This window comes from Anaerobacillus sp. ABA4_114 (assembly GCF_056159065.1).
In genome coordinates, this window is the sequence record NZ_JBSWUM010000001.1 from 1,622,757 (window position 1) to 1,639,614 (window position 16,858).

General features: G+C 41.5%; 17 protein-coding genes and 1 riboswitch. Of the genes, 10 read left to right on the plus strand and 7 right to left on the minus strand.

Going from position 1 to position 16,858, the window contains the following annotated elements; translation table 11 throughout:
- Positions 1-22: 22 nt before the first annotated feature.
- Both ACXAEY_RS08110 and ACXAEY_RS08115 read right to left on the minus strand, forming a co-directional pair.
- A complete protein-coding gene (locus ACXAEY_RS08110; RefSeq protein ID WP_474811249.1) occupies positions 23-826 on the minus strand; it encodes an SDR family NAD(P)-dependent oxidoreductase in 804 nt (267 codons plus the stop codon).
- A 100-nt stretch (positions 827-926) separates the two neighbouring features.
- The gene (locus ACXAEY_RS08115) at positions 927-2,570 is read right to left on the minus strand and encodes a M4 family metallopeptidase (protein WP_474811251.1); all 1,644 of its coding nucleotides are present in this window, start codon (positions 2,568-2,570) and stop codon (positions 927-929) included.
- 384 nt (positions 2,571-2,954) lie between these two features.
- Here ACXAEY_RS08115 and ACXAEY_RS08120 point away from each other — a divergent pair, with 384 nt between their 5' ends.
- From ACXAEY_RS08120 to ACXAEY_RS08135, 4 genes are all read left to right on the plus strand, one after another.
- Positions 2,955-4,166: a Y-family DNA polymerase gene (locus tag ACXAEY_RS08120; RefSeq protein WP_474814766.1), complete on the plus strand. Its 1,212-nt coding sequence runs from the start codon at positions 2,955-2,957 to the stop codon at positions 4,164-4,166.
- Positions 4,167-4,181: 15 nt separating this feature from the next.
- Entirely contained in the window at positions 4,182-4,514 is a 333-nt protein-coding gene (locus ACXAEY_RS08125; protein ID WP_270179177.1) for a YolD-like family protein, read from the plus strand.
- Positions 4,515-4,603: 89 nt separating this feature from the next.
- Positions 4,604-5,443 (plus strand): alpha/beta fold hydrolase, encoded by an 840-nt coding sequence (locus ACXAEY_RS08130; RefSeq protein WP_270179176.1) that lies wholly within the window; start codon positions 4,604-4,606, stop codon positions 5,441-5,443.
- An 81-nt stretch (positions 5,444-5,524) separates the two neighbouring features.
- Positions 5,525-5,629, plus strand: a riboswitch (SAM riboswitch).
- Positions 5,630-5,697: 68 nt separating this feature from the next.
- Positions 5,698-7,002, plus strand: a complete 1,305-nt coding sequence (locus ACXAEY_RS08135; RefSeq protein ID WP_270179175.1) for a Na+/H+ antiporter NhaC family protein — start codon at positions 5,698-5,700, stop codon at positions 7,000-7,002.
- Positions 7,003-7,042: 40 nt separating this feature from the next.
- On the opposite strand, the gene ACXAEY_RS08140 is transcribed toward ACXAEY_RS08135, so the two are convergent.
- Both ACXAEY_RS08140 and ACXAEY_RS08145 read right to left on the minus strand, forming a co-directional pair.
- A complete protein-coding gene (locus ACXAEY_RS08140) occupies positions 7,043-7,720 on the minus strand; it encodes a hypothetical protein (RefSeq protein ID WP_270179174.1) in 678 nt (225 codons plus the stop codon).
- A 450-nt stretch (positions 7,721-8,170) separates the two neighbouring features.
- On the minus strand, positions 8,171-8,632 hold the full coding sequence (locus ACXAEY_RS08145) for a hypothetical protein (RefSeq protein WP_270179172.1): 462 nt from the start codon (positions 8,630-8,632) through the stop codon (positions 8,171-8,173).
- Positions 8,633-8,803: 171 nt separating this feature from the next.
- Here ACXAEY_RS08145 and ACXAEY_RS08150 point away from each other — a divergent pair, with 171 nt between their 5' ends.
- Both ACXAEY_RS08150 and ACXAEY_RS08155 read left to right on the plus strand, forming a co-directional pair.
- On the plus strand, positions 8,804-9,517 hold the full coding sequence (locus tag ACXAEY_RS08150; RefSeq protein WP_474811255.1) for a nucleotidyltransferase domain-containing protein: 714 nt from the start codon (positions 8,804-8,806) through the stop codon (positions 9,515-9,517).
- 249 nt (positions 9,518-9,766) lie between these two features.
- Complete coding sequence (locus ACXAEY_RS08155) at positions 9,767-10,051, plus strand: AbrB/MazE/SpoVT family DNA-binding domain-containing protein (RefSeq protein ID WP_270179170.1); 285 nt, start codon at positions 9,767-9,769, stop codon at positions 10,049-10,051.
- A 54-nt stretch (positions 10,052-10,105) separates the two neighbouring features.
- On the opposite strand, the gene ACXAEY_RS08160 is transcribed toward ACXAEY_RS08155, so the two are convergent.
- The gene (locus ACXAEY_RS08160; protein ID WP_270179169.1) at positions 10,106-10,864 is read right to left on the minus strand and encodes a TrmB family transcriptional regulator; all 759 of its coding nucleotides are present in this window, start codon (positions 10,862-10,864) and stop codon (positions 10,106-10,108) included.
- A gap of 135 nt (positions 10,865-10,999) precedes the next feature.
- Here ACXAEY_RS08160 and ACXAEY_RS08165 point away from each other — a divergent pair, with 135 nt between their 5' ends.
- From ACXAEY_RS08165 to ACXAEY_RS08175, 3 genes are all read left to right on the plus strand, one after another.
- Positions 11,000-12,175 carry an MFS transporter gene (locus ACXAEY_RS08165; protein ID WP_474811258.1) on the plus strand — a complete coding sequence of 392 codons (1,176 nt, stop codon included), beginning with the start codon at positions 11,000-11,002 and terminating at the stop codon, positions 12,173-12,175.
- Between the two features lie 59 nt (positions 12,176-12,234).
- Positions 12,235-12,879 carry an SDR family oxidoreductase gene (locus ACXAEY_RS08170; protein ID WP_270179167.1) on the plus strand — a complete coding sequence of 215 codons (645 nt, stop codon included), beginning with the start codon at positions 12,235-12,237 and terminating at the stop codon, positions 12,877-12,879.
- 221 nt (positions 12,880-13,100) lie between these two features.
- Positions 13,101-14,030, plus strand: a complete 930-nt coding sequence (locus ACXAEY_RS08175; protein ID WP_474811260.1) for a manganese-dependent inorganic pyrophosphatase — start codon at positions 13,101-13,103, stop codon at positions 14,028-14,030.
- Positions 14,031-14,104: 74 nt separating this feature from the next.
- On the opposite strand, the gene ACXAEY_RS08180 is transcribed toward ACXAEY_RS08175, so the two are convergent.
- A complete protein-coding gene (locus tag ACXAEY_RS08180) occupies positions 14,105-14,659 on the minus strand; it encodes a hypothetical protein (protein WP_270179165.1) in 555 nt (184 codons plus the stop codon).
- Positions 14,660-14,711: 52 nt separating this feature from the next.
- Between ACXAEY_RS08180 and ACXAEY_RS08185 the strand changes: the two genes are divergently transcribed.
- Positions 14,712-15,626 (plus strand): phosphatidate cytidylyltransferase, encoded by a 915-nt coding sequence (locus ACXAEY_RS08185; protein ID WP_474814768.1) that lies wholly within the window; start codon positions 14,712-14,714, stop codon positions 15,624-15,626.
- Positions 15,627-16,017: 391 nt separating this feature from the next.
- Here ACXAEY_RS08185 and fabL read toward each other — a convergent pair whose 3' ends face one another.
- On the minus strand, positions 16,018-16,773 hold the full coding sequence (gene fabL / locus ACXAEY_RS08190) for an enoyl-[acyl-carrier-protein] reductase FabL (RefSeq protein ID WP_474811263.1): 756 nt from the start codon (positions 16,771-16,773) through the stop codon (positions 16,018-16,020).
- Positions 16,774-16,858 lie beyond the last annotated feature (85 nt).

Genomic DNA, 16,858 nt, shown 5'->3' on the forward strand with positions numbered 1-16,858 from the left:
TTTGATGCTTCCTTGTTTTGTTTTATCTCATCACACTACCACCAGAGATCTTTAATGACTCTCCAATAATGTTTTCGGATGCGCGCGATAAGAGGTAGATGATGCTGTTTGCTACTTCTTCTGGCTGCGTGATTCGTCCAGAAGGTAATCCTTCTTCTACCGCTTGTAATTCTTCTTCGTAACTTTTACCTTCCCGCTTTCCTTTAGCTTCTATTGCATTTCTTCCCATTTCGGTGTCGACAAATCCAGGGCATACGGCGTTAACGCGAATGCCGTGCTTGATCGCTTCGTGGGCGAATGATTGTGTGAATCCAGTTATTGCGAATTTTGATGCGCTGTATGCTGTGTTTCCGTATGTACCTCTTAATCCTGAAAGTGAAGAGAGGTTCACGATTCCACCTTTTTTACCCTCGTTACGCATGTGGTTATAAACGAGCTGCGTAAGAAGCACTGTAGCAGTGTAGTTCAGCTCCATCACGTTACGTAAATCTTCTTCCTGTAAGTGATCTAGCGTATCTCCACCACCAATACCTGCTGAATTTACGAGTCCAGTGATCGGTCCGTTTTCCTTTGCAGCTTTCTTGATAAGATGCGAGCGATCTTCTGCGTTCGTTAGGTCAGCAACAATACTCGTGACGTTTGCGCTCTCCACTAGTTCCTCGCATTCTTTTTGTAATTCTGAAAGTTTTTTTTCGTTGCGTCCTGTAATCGTTACGGCTGCACCTGTTTGTACCGCTACTTTCGCTGTCACATATCCAATTCCACCGGTAGCTCCAGTGATCAAGATATGTTGGTTATTTAAAGCGTCTTCCTTGAATAGCTGCATGTGTTATCCTCCTTGCAAATAATTTAACGTAACCATTCCCGCTATCTCTTTACTAAAACATGAAAACAGGTAGCTTTAAGAAAAGCTACCTGAAAATGCCTTACTGTACGCCGACAGCGTCGAATGCTTGTTTAACGGATTGTACTTCTGAACTACTTGCACCGTACAAATCTGTAGCAGCTTGTACTGCTGAAGAACGCATATGACTGAAGTCGGAAGAAGCTGTTAAATATTGCGTTAACGTGCGGTAATAGATGTCACCGAGCTTGTCCTTACCGATACCTGATACGGTCACGCCATAAAATGTTCCACCTTCGCTCAGTAGGTAAGCGGCTTTGTTCATGATTCCGCTGTTGATGTGTACACCACCATTATCCTGTGTCCCCGTATAGCGTTCTGAGTAATGAGCTGGATCTCCGAATTGAGTAGGATCTGCCATAGATCGAAGCGCATCACCAGATGTCCCAGGGGTATAAATATCTTCTCCGATTAGCCAATCGGGGTTATTGTTATCATGAAATTCAACAAGCGTTCCGAATACATCAGACATCGATTCGTTCAAAGCTCCAGACTCATTTTGATAGATCAAATCGGCAGTAGTGTCCGTAACCGCGTGAGTTAGTTCGTGCGCCACGACGTCCTCTCCGCCTGATAGAGAAACGAATGTAGAGCCGTCACCCTCTCCATAAACCATCTGACTACCATTCCAAAAAGCGTTATTGTAGTTTCTGCCGTAGTGTACAGTCGATTTTAGCGGTGCGCCGTTACCATCATAACTGTCTCTATTAAAGACTTGTTTGAAATAATCATACGTTGCTCCTGCGTAGTAATGTGCATCTACTGCAGCGGCATCATAGCTCGCATGGTACTGATTATCTGAATCTGACCAAAGGGACCCAGGTAGTTTTGTTCGATTCGATGCATCATAGGTAAAGACGCCTCCACCTCTCGTCGTATCTTTTAAGTAATAGGTTGATGAAGAGAGGAGTGTGTTGAATGACTTCGTATCACCAAGGACTCCAGTGCCTGTCCCGGTTGTTGTCGTGCCAGTGATATCACCACCGCCGCCCGGTTTGCCGACACCTTGTTTTTTGGCTTCGTGAATCGCGTTGAAGCTTGTTAGCACTTCTCCTGTCACAGCATCGATAAGATAATTCCAATTTCCTGGCTCAGGGGATAGGAAGTTAAGTGTTACATGATAGGCGTAACTAGCAGTATGCCCCTGTGGATATACGACAAGGTCTGACTCTGGTTTTTGTTCGTAATCAGGCGTGAAACCAAGAGCTTCCTCCGCTTTTTTAATTGCATCCTGCTTTTTAAATTTAGCTGCTTTCTTTAGTTCTTTCTTTGATTCTAGATCTGAAATGACTTGCCCTGAGACAGCTGTTAATACGCCATCTTTATTTACGTGAACCGTTTGGGTAGAGCCGTAAACTGGCGTCCCCTCATGTAACTGTTGGAGGCGAAATACGGTAAACCCGAGATCATCTTTCTCACGCGATAAAATTTCAAAGGATTGCTCGGCGGTCTTTCCGCTGAAATTGTAGTAATCTTTGTTTTCGTTTAAGTAATCGAACAACACCTCGTTTGGATTTTTTGCGGAGGCCTTTGTTAACTGGCCTGATACAAACGATGGTGTTTCTTTTTTGTTATGTACGTTAGTTGCTAACGATGAGGGTGGTGCAAGCATGCTTCCTACAAGCCCTGCAGATAATCCTAATGCTAAAAGTTTTTTCTTTCTCATTTGAATCCTCCTTTTATCAGATGAGAAAACCATAGCATATAAAACTAAATATTCAAATAAATTAGATAATTTTGATAATATTACCTACTTTAAGTTAATTGGTTGTGAATCTATAGACCTAGGCAATATAGCTTTTAGGACTAATGTATCAGTCCTTGATGTTAGGCAGGGATGATGCGAATCGGGAGAAATCGCTAATTCTCTTGGGTTGGTCACCTCTACATCTTTTGGTTGGAAGAAAGTACTTATTGATATACGAACGTATATTCGGGTAAAATACGGGTATAGATATACAGAACTAGTGTTCTTATTTTCGATTATTTGAAAGGAGTGGTGAAGGTGGATTATTCAACGTTAAAAAAGAAAACCATTTTGTGTGTTGATATGAAAAGTTTTTATGCGAGCTGTTCTGCGGTCGAGATGGGGCTCGATCCCTTAACGTGTCATCTTGCTGTCGTGGGAGATACGGAGCGTCAGGGTAGTGTTGTTTTAGCGGCCTCGCCTGCACTAAAAGAAGATTTTAATATCCGAACAGGAAACAGGCTTTTTGAAATTCCTGATGATCCCCGTATTCATATCGTGAATGCAAGAATGTCATCCTATTTGAAGCAATCGATGGAGATCACAAGGTTATTTCATCGGTATGTTCCAAAAGAGTGTATCCATACGTACAGCGTGGATGAATCTTTTCTTCAAATCGACGGGACTGAGCGTCTTTGGGGAGGACGCTTTGAGACGGCTAATAAAATCAGGAAAGAAATCAGTGAAACGTTCGGTTTACCATGTGCGATCGGTATAGGTCCTAATATGCTGATGGCGAAGCTTTGTCTGGATTTAGAGGCCAAGAAGTATGGCGTTGCTGAATGGACGTATGAGGATATTCCTGAGAAGCTCTGGTCCATTTCGCCTCTAAGTAAGATGTGGGGGATCGGTCCGCGTCTCGAGCGCACTTTAAATCGGATGGGAATTATGAATGTTGAGCAGCTCGCAAAATACCCGCTACATCTTCTTGAACAAAAATTCGGAGTGATGGGTAATCAGCTCTATCACCATGCATGGGGAGTAGACCTTTCCGACATTGGAGCTCCGATTATGCAGGGACAGATTAGCTTTGGTAAAAGTCAGATTCTACTGCGGGATTATCACGAACAAAAAGAAATCAAACACGTTATTTTGGAAATGAGTGAAGAAGTAGCGAGGCGTGCGAGGAGAGCCGGGAAAGCGGGGCGTACGATCAGCCTCGGGATCGGCTATAGTAAAGACGAAGGAGGCGGTGGTTTTCACAGGTCGAAAAGCATCGATAGCCCCACTTCCATCACACTTGAAATCTATAACGTGTGCTTGCAGCTTTTTCAGGAATTTTATAGAGGGCAAACGGTTCGGAAAATTTCAATCGCTCTTTCAAATATTTGTGATGACGAGGAAGTGCAGCTCGACCTTTTCAATATGAAACGGCCGAAGCAACGAGACCTTGGATACGTAATGGATTCGATACGGGAGAAATACGGATCCGATTCTCTGCTTCGCGCTGTTTCCTATACGAAAGCCGGTACAGCATTGCATCGAAGTAAGCTTGTCGGAGGTCACAAAGCATAGAAAGGGGTTGATAAGATGATTCGTGACCGAGGAAATATCAAATGGACATCGATGATGTTACCAGAGCATGTTAAAGAGTTAAGAGAATGGAAAGAAGAAGATCGGAGAAGAGAACAGCCTGAGCTTGATGAGCAGAAGATGGAGGAGATGAACGACACCATTTGCGAAGCGATGGCCTTTCACCAGCCGCTTACATTTCACTACTTCAAGAACGGTACGAAGAATGTGTTGACAGGATATGTTCATTATATCGACCAGCTCAATAAAGAATTGCGAATTGTTGACCTAGATGAGAAGAGGCAGAACATTCCGTTTGCAAGCCTCGTGCATATCGGTGAAGGCGACTAAGATGGTAACACTCTCCACAACTGAAGACGTTTTTCCTCAGCGAAAAGGGGTAAAATACGTACAAACTAGTATACGGAGTGAACTGTCAGATGCTATCTGTAGAGAGTCTCAAACATTATAAGGAAAACATAAAAGGAATCGATATTCACTATGAATATCATGAGAACGAAGTGACGTCCGACCGTCCTGTACTAACATTACTGCATGGGTTTTTATCTTCGACTTTTAGTTATCGACGGTTGATTCCCTTGCTTTCAAAGCATTACACGATTGTAGCCGTGGATCTCCCGCCGTTTGGAAGAAGTGAAAAATCGAGTCGGTTTGTTCATTCTTATCAAAACTTTGCGGAAGTCGTGATCGAACTACTCGAGCGGCTAAGTATTGACGAAACCGTTATGATCGGTCATTCGATGGGAGGGCAAGTGGCATTAAGAGCCGCAAGTATCGATGAAGACCTAGTTAAGAAAAACATTTTGCTCAGTAGTTCAGGCTACCTTGAAAAAGCGAGGCAGAGTTTAGTGTATTCCTCTTATTTGCCCTTTTTCTCAATGTATTTAAAGCGCTGGCTTTCGCGAAAAGGAGCAAAAGGGAATTTGGTGAACTGCGTTTACGATCCGAATTTAATCGATGAAGAGATGGTGGATGGGTATGTTCAGCCTTTCTTTCATGAAGGGATTTTCCGTTCTCTCGTACGAATGATTCGAGATCGTGAAGGGGATTTATCACAAGAAGAATTGAGAAGAATTCATACGCCGAGTTTACTGATATGGGGGGAGCATGATCGAGTTGTACCGCTTCAAATTGGAAAGCGGTTGGCAGAAGATCTGCCGAATTCAGAGCTGATCGTATACGAAAAGACGGGTCATCTTCTTCCGGAAGAGCAGCCTCGTTCGATTTTAAGAGACATTCAGAAATTTATTCAGGCATAAGTCGAAGAGCGACACGATTCGACTTTTTTCTTGACGAAAAAGAATAATGCGTGATAAACTTCATAACACTAAATCGAATAGTTCTTATCAAGAGAAGTGGAGGGAACTGGCCCTGAGAAGCTTCAGCAACCTCTGATATGTCAGAAAGGTGCTGCTTCCAGCAAGAGAGATCTTGAGAGATAAGAGTGAAAGCCCTCTTCTCTTGAAGTGGGCTTTTTTGATTGCTACAAACTTTACGAACAAGGAGAAACATCATGGACAAAGACATAAAAGGGAACGGCTTTGCGCTGCTTCCACTCGGTATATTTATTTTACTTTTTATTGGAACGGCAGTTGTAACAAAAGATTTTTATAGCATGCCTGTTGTGCTTGCTTCACTGATCGCTGCAGGCGTTGCACTTGCGATGAATAGGAAAGAAAGCTTCATGACAAAGGTCGAGGTGTTTTGTAGAGGAGCAGGGAACTCCAATATCATCTTAATGATTCTTGTTTTTTTATTAGCGGGAGCATTCGCTGAAACAGCCAAGAAGATAGGTGCAGTAGATTCGATTGTGAATCTCGGCATCTCAATATTACCAGCAAGCCTTCTCGTTGTTGGTTTATTTTTAATCGGATGCTTTATTTCGATATCGATGGGGACGTCGATGGGAACGATCGTAGCACTGGCTCCGATTGGAATTGGAATTGCAGAGCAATCAGGGATTCCTGTAGCTTTGACATTGTCAGCGGTCATCGGAGGAGCGATGTTTGGAGATAACCTCTCGATGATTTCGGATACGACGATTGCAGCTGTTCGGACGCAAAACACGAAAATGAAAGATAAGTTCAAAGTGAACTTTTTCATCGTTTTACCGGCTGCAATTATTACTGCCATTATATATGGATTCTTAACGGTAGGGGAAAGCGCGACAGTAAGTGGAGGTAAATCATTTGATTTTATCACAGTACTCCCATACCTTGGCGTATTGATCGCAGCGATTGCAGGCGTGAATGTACTGATCGTACTCGTTAGTGGGACATTGTTCGCAGGTGCTGTGGGCTTATTTAACGGGACGTTTGGTTTAAGTGGGCTCGTTTCTACGGTAACGGATGGCATCAAAGGGATGGAAGATCTCGCCATGATCGCATTGATTATTGGTGGGATGATCGAGGTTATCCGATATAATGGAGGCGTTCAGTACGTTCTCGATAAAATTCTTCATCGAGTGAGATCGAGAAGAGGGGCAGAGTTTGGTATCGCTGGGCTCGCTACGGTTTTAGACTTATCAACGGCAAATAACACGATATCAATCATAATGGGTGGACCACTCGCGAAGAACATATCAGAAGAGTATCAAGTTGATGCTCGAAAGTCCGCAAGTATTCTTGATATATTTTCTGGAAGTGTTCAGGGCATGCTGCCATACGGCGCACAGTTGTTAGCAGCGGCTGGACTAGCTTCGATCTCGCCTTTAGCACTCATACCATATTCAATCTATCCAATTCTTACAGCGGTCGCTGGTATTGTGGCAATTACCATCAATTATCCTTCATTTCGAAAAGAAGAAGCAGTAGAATAACGAAACAACCAGGCCTGTCAAAATGACGGCCTGGTTTTGTTTATTCTTCGATCTGCTTTTGTAGGTTTACAATTTTTTGAGGCAATATATAAAGAAATTCAATCAATGAGTCCAATAAATCAATAATTAAATTAGCTGTTTCTTCACTTGCAGAATTTTCAAGGCATAAAAGGTTGTGGAGGTTACTTCCTTTTCCTAACAGCTGCCCGAGCCGTACGATTGGCTCTTCAAGATCAACTTGTTTGGCCAGGCTTTCGAGCTGTTTTGATAGAGGTTGAGAAAGTTCATTTTCAGCTAAAAAGCTTCTAGTGATGCTCTCTAAAACGCGGTTTGCCATAACGGCTGTAGCAGTCCAGTCTTTCATATTATGTACGTTAACTGCTGAACGATAGACCCGCTCGAGGTCATCTGGCAGCCTCGCAGTGCCAACCAATCTTCCAAGAGGTTCTCTAGTGAAAGAAGTTTGGTGAACAAAGAGCTCTACTTCTTCACCTTGATCGCTTGTAGACGTTTTAATCAATACAAAGAGTATGGATTCTTTACATACCGAACATCTTGAAAAGGTTGAAAAGACCGTTTGGTTGATCTGGTAATCGAATTTCAAATGAAAAGAAGCGGTGTTTCCGCACTCTGGACATTCTGTATTGGCGGACTTTGGTAGTTTTGTTTGTCCGTATTTTACAACAGAATTAATTGTCGTTTGTTGTATTTTTCTCATCTAATACCCCCTGAATCGATTTTGAGCTTAATCTTTGATCTCTTATTGATACGGGTGTTGAGAATAAGGTGGATGTAGTAGTAAGAATATTATAACATTTTATCTTATCAACTTACATTATTCGCCCCGATTGGTAATTTAAGGGGGCGCATTGTGGAGAATAAAAGATTTGTGTTGATTCGAGACAAAAGCCTCTATGTAATCCTGTTTTCTAAAACAAAATTGACAACAAATCAAGCCTGTGAACAAGTATGGTTAAAACACCGAAGAGCAAAAGTACGATTAACATTCGCTTCTTCACATCAACCTGCAATCCCTGCTAATTCAAGAGAAAAACGCTCATACGCTAGAACACTCATTCCTTCTTGTTATACTATCGTTAATGTTATTTTATCTGAATCGCTTCAGATAGAAAATACCCCCAGCAACAAAAGGTTGCTGGGGGTATTTTTATTGACGGATGAAGCCTTCTTCATCAAGGTACTGGATCGCTTCGTTATAAGAAGGGAAAGTGCCATCAAGCATGTCACCGGCATACACATTCCAAAGCTCTAGCTCAGGCTCATACGCGAGGTGCAGCGTTTGATCTTCTTCGTTCATCCAGATTTCTTCTTCAATATCTTCTCCTGGCAAAACAGAAAGAGAGTGAATCGCTTCTCCGATTATTTTTCGAAGATCATTACTTGAGAAGTCACGAATGTTCACCATTCCTCTATCGTCTACTGGGTACTCTTCAAGTAGCTCGCCATAGACAAATCCGTTCCCATTCGGGTGCAGATGATAGACGACGTTCTTTTTATCCATAACACTTTCTTCAAAATGAAAGTTAACTCTTCCCATCGATACATCTTTACGCGTTAATTCAGGGAAAGTAGATTCTATAATGTGTAGCTTTTCTTCAAAAGTTAGCATAGTGCCTCCTGTTAATAACATTTGTATAGTAAGTCTGTGCTTACGACCAAACGTGTATTCAACTCTTCTTCATCTTGTACTATAAGAGTGTATCAAAATGTTAATCAATGTGGAAGGTATGATTCTTCGTCTTCTCAATGTAAAATAAAATAAAAAGCCGAGGGGAAGACCATGAAACGATTAGAGCTTGCCAAACGTGATGCGAAGGAACTTGTAAAGAGTCACTTTCCTCACTGTAATGTAGCACTTTTAGCTGGAAGTATTGTTAGAGGAGAAGGTACGAAAACGTCAGATCTTGATCTTGTTGTTTTCGATCCATCGGTTACGAATTCTTACAGGGAAAACTTATATTACAAAAAGTGGCCGGTAGAATTATACGTACATAATTTTAATACCTATCAATCCTTTTATAATAGCGACTGTGAGCGTGGTAAACCTTCGATGCCTCGAATGGTTGCAGAAGGAATCATTCTGATTGATGAAGGAAGCTGTAAAGAATTAAAAGAAGAAGCGAAGCGAATTTTAGAGGCGGGGCCTAAAAGTTGGGATGAAGATACAATTCGTTTGAAGCGATATTTTTTGACAGATGTGCTAGAAGATTTTATTGGTGCAACAGAGAGGGGAGAAGAATTGTGCTGCGCTCTAGCACTCTTAGAGCAGCTGCATGAGTTTATCCTTAGAATGAATAACCACTGGACAGGTTCTTCGAAATGGATTATGAGAGCGCTCAAACAATTTGATAGTGAGCTAGCTAGTGAATTTGAAGAGGTTTTTGATAATTATTTCAAAACCGGAAGAAAGGGCGATGTGATCAAGTTCGTAGATGATCAGATGTCACCGTATGGAGGGCGCTTGTTTGAGGGGTTTTCAATGGGAAAAAATTAATTTTAAAAAAGTGGTTTAGTTTTGATTATAAGGGGGTAACTATAAACTAGCTTAAAAATTCCCCCTTTTTTCCGTCCGGTTTAACCGGGCGGTTTTTTTTTGATCTAAGCGGGTATCAATAGTTAGAAGCAATTAGAATAATTTTGGAAAATTATAAAAAAATTAGCATTTTTGCTTGCTAGTAGACAAGTAAACTATTAAAATTAAATAAAGAACGTTTTCGTTCGCTAAAAAGAAGGAGTGATAAGCATGAAGAGCACAGGTGTCGTTAGAAAAATTGATGAACTGGGCCGTATCGTCATTCCAAAAGAACTGCGCCGCACACTTGATATCCAGGTGAAAGACCCAATGGAGATCTTTACGAGTGAAGATCGAATTGTTTTAAAAAAGTACCAACCGGAGATGGCGTGTATGATTACTGGAGAAGTCTTAAATGAGAATAAGTACTTTGGCAATGGAAACATCATATTGAGTCCAGAGGGAATGGCTATTTTAAGAGAAGAAATAGAGAAGACACTAGAAGTAAAAGCATAGAGTGATGAAGGAGAGAAAAGCATGCCTGGTGCGGCATGCTTTTTTTTCATTTCCTCAGTATCGTAATTTTAACAGGACGTTTTTAATATCCTCATCCTCCATCATTAATGCTCCGAATTTGCGAGTGATTTCAGTCAAAGCTACATCATGATAGAAGAACTCAGTAAAGAACGTCACTAGGGGACGAGAGCTCGTATGAATCGCTTGCCAGCCTGTTTCTTCGTAACCAGCAAATACGAGTTCCTTATTATCAACAATGAGGATGCGGCTTCGCTGCAGCGCTTCATGTTGAACATCAGGTATCAAAGTTGTGATCGTATCTATTTTTGTATCGAGCTCCCCGATCGAATGAAGTTCAACTGAAATTCCATTCATTTGCTTTTCTTCAATAGTTGAAATGTGCTGTGAGAGATCGTCTGACCAACCAGAATAGACGATCGAAGAGGTTGCCTGTTTTAGAAGGTCAGCTACAAGTGAGTCAATCGATTGGTTATCTTTAAGACTCCAAACGCGGTCATCCAAAGGTTTTTTCCTAGCTTCATACGATTTTAATTGGTCGATATTTCGATTAAAATCACGTTGTAATTTTTCGATGGCTGAGTTTAGCGGAAGTGGTCTATATAATCTCTTTTTTTCAACTGTTGATTCCAAAACCATTCCTTTTTCTCCCATTTTATAAAGGACTTCATATACTTTCGAGCGAGGGACGCCAGATTGTTTTACGATCGCAGATGCGTCAAGCGCTTCCTCTGTCGTAATCAACGCTTCATAAATTTGACTTTCATACTGTGTGAATCCAAACTGCTGCAACATCACTATGCTCTCCTTGCTTTTCGCACTTTCCTACATCTTAGCATAACAACTAACGTTCCTGAAATTAACTATTGCCTTTTTGTTGAATGGGAGTTACCCTTTTAGTGGTAACTTAATGAGAAAAGGCGGATTATAATGAATAAAAAAGTATATTTACTGACAATCGTTTCGTTCGTTGTCGGGATGGTAGAACTGATTATCGGAGGTATTCTTGATCTTGTAGCGGAAGATTTAGGTGCTAGTCTAGGGAAGACAGGTCTATTGATCAGCGTATTTTCAATCGTATTTGCACTCGCTGCACCCATTTTATTATCCTTGACAGCAAAAGTAGAGCGAAAGAAACTTACGATACTCTCGCTAATCGTATTTTTGCTTGGGAATGCTTTGGCCGTTCTCAGCAATACTTTCGCAGTTCTAATGGCGGCGAGGGTGATATCAGCAGCTAGTGGATCACTTCTCGTTGTGCTTTGCGTCACGATCGCATCAAACATCGTAGAAAGTAAATACCGAGCTCGCGCGATCGGCGTCGTGTTTATGGGAATAAGTGCGTCACTTGTTCTTGGAGTACCGATAGGTCTTATGCTAGGAAATGCTTTCGGTTGGAAGGCACCATTTGTACTCATCATCGTATTAACGATTTTGTCAATTGCAGGCGTTCACTTTTTCATGGAGAGTATTCAACCGAAGCCCGCGATTCCGATGAGAAAGCAATTGCTGACTCTAAAGAATAGCAAGGTCTTTTCAGCACAGTTGACCTCATTTCTATTTTTAACAGGACACCTTACACTTTATGGATATTTAACTCCGTTTTTGAAATCCTCACTCGGGTTATCAGGAACATGGGTGAGCATTGTATATTTGATCTTTGGAGTCGCTGCTGTAGCAGGAGGGGGATTAGGTGGTGTCGCTTCTGATCGATTCGGAACAAAGCCAACTATAATCTCTGTTATCGTTGTTTTTGGAGTTTCGATGTTCCTTATTCCATATACAACGTTTGCCTTTCCGTTATTCCTAGTTGTAATGGTCGTTTGGAGCATGCTTAGCTGGGGGATTACGCCAGCACAACAAAGTTATTTGATTGAAATTGCGCCAGAATCATCTGATATACAGCAAAGTTTAAATAACTCTGCATTGCATCTAGGTATCGCACTTGGCTCAACTGTCGGTGCTTTCGTGATCGAAAAGGGCACAGTTGAAATGAATGCGACGGTTGGAGGGATGTTCATCATTCTCGCTCTCGTTAGTTCTGTCGTTTCGATGAAAGGGAAAGATTCGAGTATTTCTTCTCTATCAAATAGAAAAGCAGGTTAATTGAAGCTCATTCATAAATATGGAATAATGTCCATATTAAACGTGAAAGGAGCATCACAATGCACGTACTAGTTATCGGAGCTAATGGTCAAATCGGTCAAAAAGTTGTGGATTTACTTCATAGTAGTGAAGAACACACGGTGAAAGCGATGGTTCGTAAAGAAGAACAGGCGGAAACTCTAGCGGATAAAGGTGTAGAAGCAGTCGTAGCGAGCTTAGAAGATTCAGTTGATGAAATCGAAAAAGCGATGAGTGGAACGGATGCGGTCATTTTTACTGCGGGATCTGGCGGAAAAACAGGTGCTGATAAAACGCTGTTAGTAGACCTGGACGGAGCTGTCAAATCGGTTGAAGCTGCAGAGCGAAACGGTATCGAACGCTACGTGATGGTAAGTGCGTTCCAAGCTAATAATCGTGAAAACTGGAACGACGCTCTTCTCCCATATTATGCAGCAAAGCATTATGCAGACAAAGCGTTAGAAGCAAGTTCCTTATCTTATACGATTGTAAGACCGGGTGGGCTTCTGAATGAAAATGGAACTGGCAATGTAGCGGTTGGAGAACAACTTGAACGAGGATCTGTGCCTCGTGAAGACGTTGCGCGAGTAGTTGTTGAGGCATTAACGAACCCAAACTTAAAGAAACGTGCGTTTGATTTAACATCTGGAGATACTTCTATTAAAGAGGCGTTGCAAAGTTTATAAACGAGAAGCTTATAAGGAACAGACTGTCGAGATCTATCGACAGTCTTTTTTTGAGGACGGTGAGATAAAAAAAGATAGAAAGGATGATTGCTTTTATTGAAGTATGTTTAATGGTAGTCTAATCAAGGTATTCTAAATATGAAATTGATGTTGAGTTTAGGAGTCTACATCTTTACAATATGTAATGTGTACATAAATTCTCTTATTAAAGGAGTCGAACAATGGAAAAAGTATTGATTTTTGGACATAAAAACCCAGATACAGACACGATTACATCTGCGCTCGTTTATGCAGATTTGAAGAGAAAGCTCGGCAAGGATGTTGAACCTGTTCGCCTTGGAGCTGTTAATGCTGAAACACAATATGCATTAGATAAATTCAATGTTGAAGCACCAAGAATGGTCCAAACGGTTGCGAACGAAACGAATCATGTCATCCTCGTTGACCATAACGAACGCCAGCAAAGTGTAGAGGATATTGAAAAGGTACGCGTTCTTGAAGTCATCGACCATCATCGAATCGCAAACTTTGAAACAGCTGATCCTGTTTACTATAGAGCTGAGCCTGTAGGCTGTACAGCTACGATTCTAAAGAAGCTTTATAAAGAAAATAACGTACAGATCGATAAGCCGATAGCTGGCTTGATGTTGTCCGCAATCATTTCTGATTCGTTACTTTTTAAATCTCCGACGTGTACAGAAGAAGATATTGCAGCCGCACGTGAATTAGCAGAGATTGCAGGTGTGGACGCAGAAACATACGGACTTGAAATGCTGAAAGCAGGAGCAGATATGAGTAGCAAGACTCCGTCTGAGCTAATCAGCCTAGATGCCAAGGAATTTGGTATGGGATCATCTAAAGTTGAGGTTGCTCAGGTCAACGTTGTAGATCCGCTTGATGTACTATCTCGTCAGGATACTGTTGAAGAAGAAATCAATAAGACAATAGAAGAGAAAAACCTTGATCTATTCGTACTTGTTGTAACGGACATCTTAAACAACAACTCAACCGTCTTAGCACTAGGTAAGGATGCTGAAAACGTTGAGAAAGCATTTGATGTAGAACTGATCAACAGACTAGCAGTTCTCGAAGGTGTCGTTTCTAGAAAGAAACAAATCGTTCCAGCTTTACAGGAAACGTTCACTTCATAGAGTGACGAACCCGAACCGAATCTTCTATTCGCGTTCGGGTTTTCTATACATAAGAAATGCACGGTAACAATCGATTAGGGACGAGTTTTTCGTTCTTTAATCGGTGGATATTCAGTGAGCTTGCCTTCATATACCAGGTTCAATTTGTCACACGTTCTGAAATCTTCTGGAGTGATTAAGGCGGGGAGTTTATCCCAAAGGGTGATGCCCGAGCGTTCTAACACTTCAGCAACAAATTGAGAACAGAAATAGGAGTTACTGAACTCGACTGGTTCGTTAATCGATACACCAAGTACTCCAAGAATATTATATAGAAACTTTTGTTTATTTCTAATGAAAATCTCCAGCACGCGCTTCATTTTAGTAACCTCTCTTTCCGTTACTTGTAGACCGTAGATGACGCACGTCGTCTCGGGATATTTGCTGTAAGTACCTGTCAACACATCCTCTTTTACAAAGCCTCCATGTAGAGGATTGTTAGGATTTTTGCGACCAAAGCTATACATATCTCTCAGTTCGATATCAAACGCTAAAGAAGCGTGATTATAAGGAGCTTTGGTGTATCTTTTTATAGATTTAGTAAATAACGTTCCCGTATCAGATAAAAGGATATAGACTGTATGATCCATACTGTCCCCCGATCAACATATAATTTGCGTGTTACAGAAAGGGTGGTTTTCCCTGCAAAACACAATTTGGACCTTATCTATTATACTAGTAATTCTTACCATAACACACTCGCTATTCCTAGTTATTAAAAGAAAGTATCCATACAAGGATTATTCTATATTGTCAGTCCGGATTAAAACGTGGTGGGGTATGTTTGGAGTGTTTTGCTTCGCGACCTTATTCAATCCAATCGTATCTTTACTCTCATTGATGTTTTTATGCTTCTTTGCATTAAAGGAGTACTTTTCCATGATGAAGACGAGAAGGGCGGATCGAAGAATCTTCCTATGGGCGTATCTCGTGATACCCATACAATTCTATTGGATACTTATCGAGTGGTACGGTATGTTTATTGTTTTTATACCTGTTTATGTCTTTCTGCTCCTCCCTTTACCTAGAATAATAGGAAAAGGTACTTTAGGCTTTTTAAGATCTGTTAGCTCAACACAATGGGGGTTGATGCTGATGGTGTTCGGTTTGAGTCATCTTGCTTATTTCCAGGTCGCAAGTCCGACGTATGGAGCGAATTTAGTCCTCTTTCTTGTTCTGCTTACTCAGGTGAACGATGTCGCCCAATTTTTAATTTCGGCATATGTGGGTAAAAGAAAGATCGTACCCTCTTCAAACCCATACATTACCGTTGAAGGTGTGCTAGGTGCGCTACTAATAACGGCAGGAACAGCCTTCTTTACGTATTCTTACTTAACGCCATTCGTCTCAACTTTTGGCATATTATCAGGCATCTTAATCAGTGTTGCCGGTGGATTAGGGAGTTTGACTATATCGGTGTTAAAGCGTGATTTGCTTCTTGGAGATGGGGGAGTACAGTATGATCATAATAAAAGCTACCTAAGTCGTGTAGATAGCTTGGCTTATACCTCACCAGTCTACCTCCATGTGATCAGATACTTTTTTGATTTTATGTAAGAAAAAAGACAGCAAGGTTGCTGTCTCAGATTGTCGATAATTCTATGTCATAATTCAGTGCTCCCGATGCCGTAGTCGATGACGATCGCATGCTTTCCGCGGACGAACGTCCAAGCCCGAGGTGAAACCCACACCCCGGACTCGGCCGCCCGTTCTACCGCAGGAGTCCGCGATCGTCTCTCCTACTTGATGAGAATTAAACCAGAACGAACACCGTCCCAATGGATAAACAGACGAAATGAGGGTTATAACCTTTGATCACCCAATAACATAAATTAGAACTGAAATAATAGATTCCTCTTTTTGCAACACCGAGACTTTCTCTACAAGCATAGACAGCAAGGTTGCTGTCTCTTTTTTTGTATTTAATAAGAAGATTGCAGCGTCTGCGTTATTCTCCTAAAAGTGACAGTCCTCCATCGACGATGATCGTTTGACCACGGATCATCTTGGCTGCTGGTGTTGTTAAGAAGTATGTTGTATCTGCCATATCTGTTGGTTCAACGAGTCGTCCTGCAGGGTTTCGCTTTTTAGCAGATTCGAGTAATTCTTCTCGATTTGGAAAATGCTTCAGTGCGTCTGTATCAACAGCTCCACCTGAAACTGCGTTAACAACGATTCCTTTTGGAGATAGTTCGACCGCAAGATAGCGTGTGATTGCTTCTACGGATGCTTTTGAGACACCGACCGCTACATAATTTGGAAGAGCGCGAATAGATCCTAGGCTAGAAAGGGCTACGATAGCACCTCCGCCATTCTTTTCCATAATTTTTGCGGCTTCTTGAGCGGCGAACAAATACGCTTTCGCGTTGATATTCTGAGTCCAATCCCAATGACTTTCTTCGATTTCCATAATAGGTCGTAGAACGCCGGATGCAGCATTGTTTACAAAAACATCTAGCCTGCCAAACTTGTTTTCCGCTTCTTCAAAAAGTGTTGTGATCTGTGCCACTTCACCGACGTTTGCTTTAACGATATGTACGGAGATGCCATATTCATTTTCAAGTTCATTTTTTGTTTCTTCTGCATCGCGTTTTTTACGCATGAAGTTCAAAACAAGGTTGTATCCTTCAGATGCGAATTTCCTAGCGATTGCTTTTCCAATTCCTCGCGTACCGCCAGTAATTAATGCTACTTTTTGAGCCATTGATGTCACCTCTTCTATTCTAATCACTCTTAATCATACATGAACAAAAGGTGTGTGAAAAGTTCTACAGGCATTCCATGAGTGC

What these genes read in the sequence shown, in the direction of transcription:
- ACXAEY_RS08110 (WP_474811249.1), bottom strand. Translation starts at nt 826, where the DNA reads ATGCAGCTATTCAAGGAAGACGCTTTAAATAACCAACATATCTTGATC.
- ACXAEY_RS08115 (WP_474811251.1), bottom strand. Translation starts at nt 2,570, where the DNA reads ATGAGAAAGAAAAAACTTTTAGCATTAGGATTATCTGCAGGGCTTGTA.
- ACXAEY_RS08120 (WP_474814766.1), top strand. Translation starts at nt 2,955, where the DNA reads ATGAAAAGTTTTTATGCGAGCTGTTCTGCGGTCGAGATGGGGCTCGAT.
- ACXAEY_RS08125 (WP_270179177.1), top strand. Translation starts at nt 4,182, where the DNA reads ATGATTCGTGACCGAGGAAATATCAAATGGACATCGATGATGTTACCA.
- ACXAEY_RS08130 (WP_270179176.1), top strand. Translation starts at nt 4,604, where the DNA reads ATGCTATCTGTAGAGAGTCTCAAACATTATAAGGAAAACATAAAAGGA.
- ACXAEY_RS08135 (WP_270179175.1), top strand. Translation starts at nt 5,698, where the DNA reads ATGGACAAAGACATAAAAGGGAACGGCTTTGCGCTGCTTCCACTCGGT.
- ACXAEY_RS08140 (WP_270179174.1), bottom strand. Translation starts at nt 7,720, where the DNA reads ATGAGAAAAATACAACAAACGACAATTAATTCTGTTGTAAAATACGGA.
- ACXAEY_RS08145 (WP_270179172.1), bottom strand. Translation starts at nt 8,632, where the DNA reads ATGCTAACTTTTGAAGAAAAGCTACACATTATAGAATCTACTTTCCCT.
- ACXAEY_RS08150 (WP_474811255.1), top strand. Translation starts at nt 8,804, where the DNA reads ATGAAACGATTAGAGCTTGCCAAACGTGATGCGAAGGAACTTGTAAAG.
- ACXAEY_RS08155 (WP_270179170.1), top strand. Translation starts at nt 9,767, where the DNA reads ATGAAGAGCACAGGTGTCGTTAGAAAAATTGATGAACTGGGCCGTATC.
- ACXAEY_RS08160 (WP_270179169.1), bottom strand. Translation starts at nt 10,864, where the DNA reads ATGTTGCAGCAGTTTGGATTCACACAGTATGAAAGTCAAATTTATGAA.
- ACXAEY_RS08165 (WP_474811258.1), top strand. Translation starts at nt 11,000, where the DNA reads ATGAATAAAAAAGTATATTTACTGACAATCGTTTCGTTCGTTGTCGGG.
- ACXAEY_RS08170 (WP_270179167.1), top strand. Translation starts at nt 12,235, where the DNA reads ATGCACGTACTAGTTATCGGAGCTAATGGTCAAATCGGTCAAAAAGTT.
- ACXAEY_RS08175 (WP_474811260.1), top strand. Translation starts at nt 13,101, where the DNA reads ATGGAAAAAGTATTGATTTTTGGACATAAAAACCCAGATACAGACACG.
- ACXAEY_RS08180 (WP_270179165.1), bottom strand. Translation starts at nt 14,659, where the DNA reads ATGGATCATACAGTCTATATCCTTTTATCTGATACGGGAACGTTATTT.
- fabL (WP_474811263.1), bottom strand. Translation starts at nt 16,773, where the DNA reads ATGGCTCAAAAAGTAGCATTAATTACTGGCGGTACGCGAGGAATTGGA.